The following is a 5,879-nucleotide window of genomic DNA, read 5'->3' as shown; positions in this document are numbered from 1 at the left end:
TAATTGGGGATCCCGTACCGGGTCACTGCTTCCACTTCCCGGGCCAGTTCCTCCTCGGACCGATCCACCTCCCGCACAATGATCTCGAAGAGATTGCCCCGTAACCGCGCCTTGTTCATGGGGGAGGAGACCTGGCCCAGATATTCCAGCCGCCAGCCCCGACCCTGAAGATCCCTCCGGGGACCCCGGGGAATGGTCACGAATTGATAGGCCACGGCATGGCGGTCTTTGAGCCCCCCGTAACCGATAAGATCCTGGCGCAGACGCAAACGCCGGGCGATCTCCCCCAGAACGTCCCAGGTGGTAAGATCCCTCTTCCAGAGTCGATAGAGGGCATATTCCCCCTCCCCCTCGGGATGGATGTCCGCCACCTCGTACACCACAAAGTCCTCGGGGCGGGTCTTGATCCGCATGCGCGGCCCCCTGATTTTTGCTAAACTCAAAGGTATATCATGCCCGAAGATCAGGGATTCCTGAAAAAACGCCTGGCCGAGTGCGAGGAGGAACTCGCCCGCACCCGGGAACTCCTTCTTATAGACCCGATTACCGGTTTTTTCAACGAAAGGGGCTTCCTGCGGGCCCTGAACGCGGAAATGTCCCGGTGTCTGCGGGAGGGGTATTTTCTGGCCCTGACCCTCTTGGAGATCCAGGGCCTGGAGGCGGTGGAGGGGGTCTTCGGGGTCTTCGGGGTGCAGAAGATCCTGAGTTTTCTGGCTGAACACCTCAAAAAGCACCTCCGGGTTTATGATCTGCTGGGAACCACCTCCCGGAACATCTTCTGGATCGCCACCCCCATAAAACGGACCGGAGAAGGGGCCCGTATCGCCCAGCGCATCCAGGAACTGGTGGAGGATCTGGTCTATGACGACGGGAAACTGACCTTTCCGGTGCGCACCACCCTGATCACCCGGGTGCTGTGCGGCGGCTCCCCCTCCGCGGAACTCCTGCACCAGACCCTCAAGCTCCTGCCCAAGGCCCGTCTGGCCCGGGAACCTCTGGTCATCCTGGGTAGCGAGAGTCCGGAACAGAAAAGTCTGGAACAGAAGATCTTTCGGGCCATCGTGCGGGGAGAACTGGCCGTGGCCCTTCAGCCGGCCTTAAATATCCGCACCGGAAAGGTAGTCTTTCACGAAGTCCTGGCCCGTTTTATCTCCGAAGAGGGAACCGTCTCCGCCGGAACCTTCCTTCCCTCGGTGGAGGGCCTGGGACTCTTCGAAGACCTGGACCGGCAGATCCTTTATAAGGCCCTGGTCCTCCTCAAAAACACCCCGGAAATAGGTCGGGTGGCCGTAAATATCTCCCCGCAATACATCCTGGGAGATCTGGCCCAGGATCTCCTCTCCTGGATTCGCGAGCTGGATCTCTATCCCCAGGATATCATCCTGGAAATCCATCCCCAAAGCACCGTCCCTCCCTTAAGCCTCTTCCCCAAACTGCATTTCTTAAAGGGCGAGGGCTTCTCCCTGAGCCTGGACAAATTCGGAAGCGAAGGAGTGCATCTTTCCTTTCTACGGGACATTCCCTGGGATATGGTTAAGGTGGACGGTGGGTGCATCCGGGGATTGATCACCAACGAATTCGATCGCCGGGTCCTGGGGTTCCTTTCCGACTGCGCCCTGTTACAGGGTTTTAAGCTGGTAGCCGAACAGGTGGAGGAGGAACGCATCCTGCGGGAACTTACCCGTTACGGAATCTCCTACGCGCAGGGATTCCATTGCGGGGAACCGGAACTCATCCCCGAAACCCGCTACGTAAAGCCTCCCGGGCCGGCCGGGCATCACAGGCGGGGATAACGAAGGCGTTTAACCGTCTGACGCACCAGGGTACACTGATCGTCCTTGAGACAGTAGTACAGGGTCACCCCTACTTCCACCTCCCGGGTGTCCGGGGGCAGGGTAAAGAGGAAACGTTCCGGACGGGAGAGTCGCGGAGGCAGGGAGAGATCCAGGATCTCCTTGATCTGCCAGGCCCCGTAACGCATCCGCCCCTGGATATCCAGACCCACCTCGAAGTATTCCCGCTTGGCCCGGTACCAGACCTTTCCGGTGGACGGATCTTTGGCGGTCACCTCCAGGACCACCTTGCCGGACCAGAATCACCCATCCGGTATTCGGTGCCCGGCCCGGTTGATCAGGGTGACCTCCACGTCCACCGCCGGGACCCATTCCTCCACCCCGTAGCGGAACCCCCGGATCTCCGCATCCAGACCCAGCCCCTCCCGCAGCATGTCCAGGTCGTGAGCTCCGGGGAACCGATGCCCCCGCCCCGGAGGATACATATGACATTCCTGACAGGTCTTCCGCCCTCCGAGAGCGATATAGCCATGATAATAGCTCTGGGAGAGGGTATTGCACATGGTCTTTTCGCCGTCTGAGGCCACGTAGATCCCATGGCACCAGGCACAAAAGGCCGCGGTCTTCAGGGTGGGGGCAAAGGCCGTGGCATGGGGGGCCTTTATCTTCTTCGGAGTGGAGGTGTAAATGGTCTGGGGATCGGGTTTCCCGAACAGGCCCGGAGAGGCCCGATACACCACAATGTTATGACAGGCATAACAGGTGATATTGAGACGGGAGAGCCGGGAGTAAGCCTTCTGGAAACGGACCTTGTCCCCGGATTCCCGGGCCTTTTGCGCCTCTATGAGCATGCCCACTATCTCCAGGGCCAGACGATCCGTGGCATAGCGGATCTGCGGCAGATGACAATCGAAACACTTAAGCATCTCCTTTTTGTTCAGGGGCTTCTGCCATTCCTTGGGTATCCCCACCGCGAAAAAACTGGCCATGCGCTTGATGGAATCCACCAGGGAACGGGCATGATAGGACTGCTCCCACTGGTGATAGACCCGGGGATGACAGGCCTGACACCGCCGGGAACTGAAGGTCTGCACGAATTCATCAAAATTATCTATTAATTTATCCTTAGGAAAAATGAGTTTTTGGGCTAAGGCCTGAAGAGGAAATATCAGCCCCAAAAAACAGAAAACTAAGGCTCCGAGGGCTAGGGTTTTTCTCATATTTATAGACCTCCGGCCCTGATCATCCCCTCCTCCCATTAAAATTCAGGAAAGGGTTCCCTGTCAATAAGCCGGGTCCCGGTTCGATCTAACGTCGCAGGATGTTCAGGATCAGGGTCAGGAGCAGGCTCAGGATCAGACAGGTAACCAGCGGAAAGTAGAAGGTAAAGTTCCCTTTGCGAATGAGGATGTCGCCGGGAAGACGGGGAAGCTGGCTGAGTTTGGGAAGGAAGAGGGTCAGGGCTCCGGCCAGGATGAGAAAGATTCCGAAAAGGATGAGCATCTTTCCCATTTCCGCCAGGGGATTCATGCCCTCCTCCTTCGGCGAAGTTTTTTGTCGTAGCGTTCCTCCTCGCTGAAGATACACCCGCAGTACGGCTGGCGGTAGATTCCCATCTCCCGGGCCTCCTTCTGGCCTTCGCCGTAGCCCTCCCGAAAATCGTGATAGAGAAAGCTCAAGCCGAAACGTCGAGCCAGGGTTTCCCCTATGTCCCGGATCAGTTCGTGCTGCTGAAAGGGGCTGTAAAGGAGGGTGGTGCTGAAAACCGGGTATCCCTCCTTTCGGGCCAGGGCGGCGGTCTCCCGCAGGCGCAGGTAATAACAGACCTCGCAGCGGTCTTCCTCCCGGAAGACCACCTCCCGCAGGAAGTTCCTCAAACCGTAGTCCCGGTGCCAGATGACCTCCAGATGGCGCCGTTCCGCCACCTCCCTCAGGGCTCCCATGCGTTTGCGGAACTCCCGGTAGGGATGGATATTGGGATTGAAAAAGAACCCCACCGGCTCCAGGCCCTCCTCCCGGAGGACCCGCAGGGGATAAAGGGTGCAGGGGCCGCAGCAGGTATGCAGCAACAATCTCCTGGTCCTCACGTCCTAAAATTTAACCCGGAAAGATCCGGGGAGAAGACCCTTGATCTGAATCAAGGACCGCAGCGCCCGCGGGTTTTAGATTAGGGTTGAGAGGAAAAACCGGGGTCCGAAGGACGGGCCCGAGGAGGTAAGAGGATGCGCTGTCCCGGTCAGGACACCCGTTACTGGAAGGAAGATGCCATCTTCGAGGTTCCGTGTCCGTTCTGCGGGCGGGAGCTGGAATTCTTCAAGGACGACACCAGTCGCCGGTGTCCCTCCTGCGGTCGTCAGGTACCCAATCCCCGCATGGACTTTAGCTGTGCCGCCTACTGCAAGTATGCGGAACAATGCCTGGGCAACCTGCCCCCGGAACTCCTGGCGCAGCGAAAGGAACTCCTGCGGGAGCGGATAGGTCTGGCCCTTAAAAAGATCCTGGCCGAGGATTTCGCCCGGCTGGAAAGGATCCTCAATCTGGTTCAGCAGGTGGAGGCCCTGCTCCGGGTACGCCGAACCTCCCCGGGGATCTCTCTCCTGGCTGCCTATCTCTTTCCGCTGGAAGAGGAGGAAAGGGAGGAGGTCCTATCCCGGGCCAATGTCCCGGAAACCCTGCGGCGGGAGATCCTGGAATTCCTGCGGGAACTTCCGCCCGAGCCCGCACCGGAAGATTTTATAAAGGAGGAAGACCATGCCCAAAACCCTGCGTAAGATCATCGAGATAGACGAGGAACTCTGTGACGGTTGCGGTCAGTGTGTGACCGCCTGTGAGGAGGGAGCCATCCAGATCATAGACGGCAAGGCTCGCCTGGTGGCGGAAAAGCTGTGTGATGGACTGGGGGCCTGTATCGGGGAATGTCCCCGGGGAGCGCTACGCATCGTGGAACGGGAGGCCGAACCCTTTGATCACCGGGCGGTGGAGGAACATCTGCAACGCCTCCGGGGGGAGTCTCCCCCTATGGGTCTCGCCTGCGGATGCCCGGGTAGCCAGGTGCAGGAGTTTTCCGCCGCTTCCGGCCAGGCGGTGTCCGGGGATATTCCCTCGGCCCTGACCCAGTGGCCGGTTCAGATCCGGCTGATTCCCCCCACCGCTCCCTTCCTCCGGGGGGCGGATCTCCTGGTGGCGGCGGACTGCGTGCCTGTGGCCTATCCCGCCCTGCACACCCGGCTGCTCCCGGGGAAAAAGATCCTCATCGGGTGTCCCAAATTTGATCCGGCCGAGGAATACGTAGCCCGCCTAAGCGAGATCCTCCGCCAGGCCCAACCCCGTAGCGTAACCCTGGCCATCATGGAGGTTCCCTGCTGTCGGGGAATGGCCAGGATCCTGACCGAGGCCCGCAGGGTCGCAGGCACGGATCTCCCCATCCGCACCCTGGTGATCAGTTCCCGGGGGGAGATAATCCGGGAGGAAGAACTATAAACCTTGGGAGGAGAGGCCGGTATGGAATGGACGCCGGAGGCCGAGGCCTGGTTGAAGCGCGTGCCCTTCTGGGTAAGGAAAAGGGTGCGCCAGGCGGTGGAGGACTGGGCCGCCTCGCAGGGAAAGACCCGCATCACCGCGGCCGATTTCCTTAAGGCCCGGGAGGAATTAAGGGACAAGGCCGCGGAAACCCGGGAGGGATACGCGGTGGAGACCTGTTTCGGCGGAGCCGGATGTAAAAACGCCCTCACCGACTCGGCCCCTCTGCTCCGCCGGGTGGAGGATCTCCTGCGGAAGGCCGATCTAACCTCCTTCCTGAGGGAAAAGGTCGGGGGACCCCTCAAACACCATCATCAGTTCCGGGTGGCCTTTTCCGAATGTCCCAACGCCTGCTCCCGCATCCATATCGCCGATTTCGGGGTCCACGGTCGCATACGGCTGGAGGTGGAGCCGGGTCTATGCAGTTTCTGTGAATCCTGTCTGGAGGTTTGCGAGGAGGAAGCCCTGCGTCTGACCGAGGCCGGTCCGGTGGTGGAAGAGACGCGCTGTGTGGCCTGCGGGGCCTGTACCCGGATCTGTCCCACCGCTGTCTCTTATACACATCTC

Annotated in this window: 8 protein-coding genes; 4 read left to right on the top strand and 4 right to left on the bottom strand. The window is 59.8% G+C overall.

The genetic code is table 11. From position 1 onward, the window contains the following. A partial coding sequence (gene truD, locus F8J34_RS04020; RefSeq protein WP_297056720.1) for a tRNA pseudouridine(13) synthase TruD occupies window positions 1–413 on the bottom strand: 413 nt, incomplete at its 3' end. Window positions 414–452: 39 nt separating this feature from the next. On the opposite strand from truD, the gene F8J34_RS04015 reads away from it, so the two are divergent. Next, entirely contained in the window at window positions 453–1,793 is a 1,341-nt protein-coding gene (locus F8J34_RS04015) for a GGDEF domain-containing protein (RefSeq protein ID WP_297056719.1), read from the top strand. Here the strand turns inward: F8J34_RS04015 and extKL are convergent. The 3 genes from extKL to F8J34_RS04000 all read right to left on the bottom strand — a co-directional run bounded on the left by extKL (window position 1,778) and on the right by F8J34_RS04000 (window position 3,865). Continuing rightward, entirely contained in the window at window positions 1,778–3,013 is a 1,236-nt protein-coding gene (extKL, locus tag F8J34_RS04010) for a multiheme c-type cytochrome (seleno)protein ExtKL (RefSeq protein WP_297056718.1), read from the bottom strand. The two genes, F8J34_RS04015 and extKL, sit on opposite strands and share 16 nt — an antisense overlap. 88 nt (window positions 3,014–3,101) lie before the next feature. Beyond that, window positions 3,102–3,323 carry a DUF2905 domain-containing protein gene (locus F8J34_RS04005; protein ID WP_297056717.1) on the bottom strand — a complete coding sequence of 74 codons (222 nt, stop codon included), beginning with the start codon at window positions 3,321–3,323 and terminating at the stop codon, window positions 3,102–3,104. Next, the gene (locus tag F8J34_RS04000; RefSeq protein WP_297056716.1) at window positions 3,320–3,865 is read right to left on the bottom strand and encodes an epoxyqueuosine reductase QueH; all 546 of its coding nucleotides are present in this window, start codon (window positions 3,863–3,865) and stop codon (window positions 3,320–3,322) included. The genes F8J34_RS04005 and F8J34_RS04000 overlap by 4 nt, the downstream gene beginning before the upstream one ends. A gap of 150 nt (window positions 3,866–4,015) precedes the next feature. Here F8J34_RS04000 and F8J34_RS03995 point away from each other — a divergent pair, with 150 nt between their 5' ends. From F8J34_RS03995 to F8J34_RS03985, 3 genes are all read left to right on the top strand, one after another. Next, window positions 4,016–4,564, top strand: a complete 549-nt coding sequence (locus F8J34_RS03995; RefSeq protein WP_297056715.1) for a hypothetical protein — start codon at window positions 4,016–4,018, stop codon at window positions 4,562–4,564. Further along, complete coding sequence (locus F8J34_RS03990) at window positions 4,545–5,273, top strand: 4Fe-4S binding protein (RefSeq protein ID WP_297056714.1); 729 nt, start codon at window positions 4,545–4,547, stop codon at window positions 5,271–5,273. The genes F8J34_RS03995 and F8J34_RS03990 overlap by 20 nt, the downstream gene beginning before the upstream one ends. Window positions 5,274–5,294: 21 nt before the next feature. Then, window positions 5,295–5,879, top strand: a 585-nt coding sequence (locus tag F8J34_RS03985) for a 4Fe-4S binding protein (protein ID WP_297056713.1), incomplete at its 3' end; no start/stop codon positions are given.

Source organism: Thermosulfurimonas sp. (assembly GCF_015491435.1).
Classification (GTDB): domain Bacteria; phylum Desulfobacterota; class Thermodesulfobacteria; order Thermodesulfobacteriales; family Thermodesulfobacteriaceae; genus Thermosulfurimonas_A.
The sequence above is the reverse complement of the archived record's forward strand: the minus strand, read 5'-3'. Positions and strand labels throughout refer to the sequence as shown.

Coding starts and splice junctions, on each gene's coding strand:
- F8J34_RS04015 (WP_297056719.1), top strand. CDS start 453: ATGCCCGAAGATCAGGGATTCCTGAAAAAACGCCTGGCCGAGTGCGAG.
- F8J34_RS04005 (WP_297056717.1), bottom strand. CDS start 3,323: ATGAATCCCCTGGCGGAAATGGGAAAGATGCTCATCCTTTTCGGAATC.
- F8J34_RS03995 (WP_297056715.1), top strand. CDS start 4,016: ATGCGCTGTCCCGGTCAGGACACCCGTTACTGGAAGGAAGATGCCATC.
- F8J34_RS03990 (WP_297056714.1), top strand. CDS start 4,545: ATGCCCAAAACCCTGCGTAAGATCATCGAGATAGACGAGGAACTCTGT.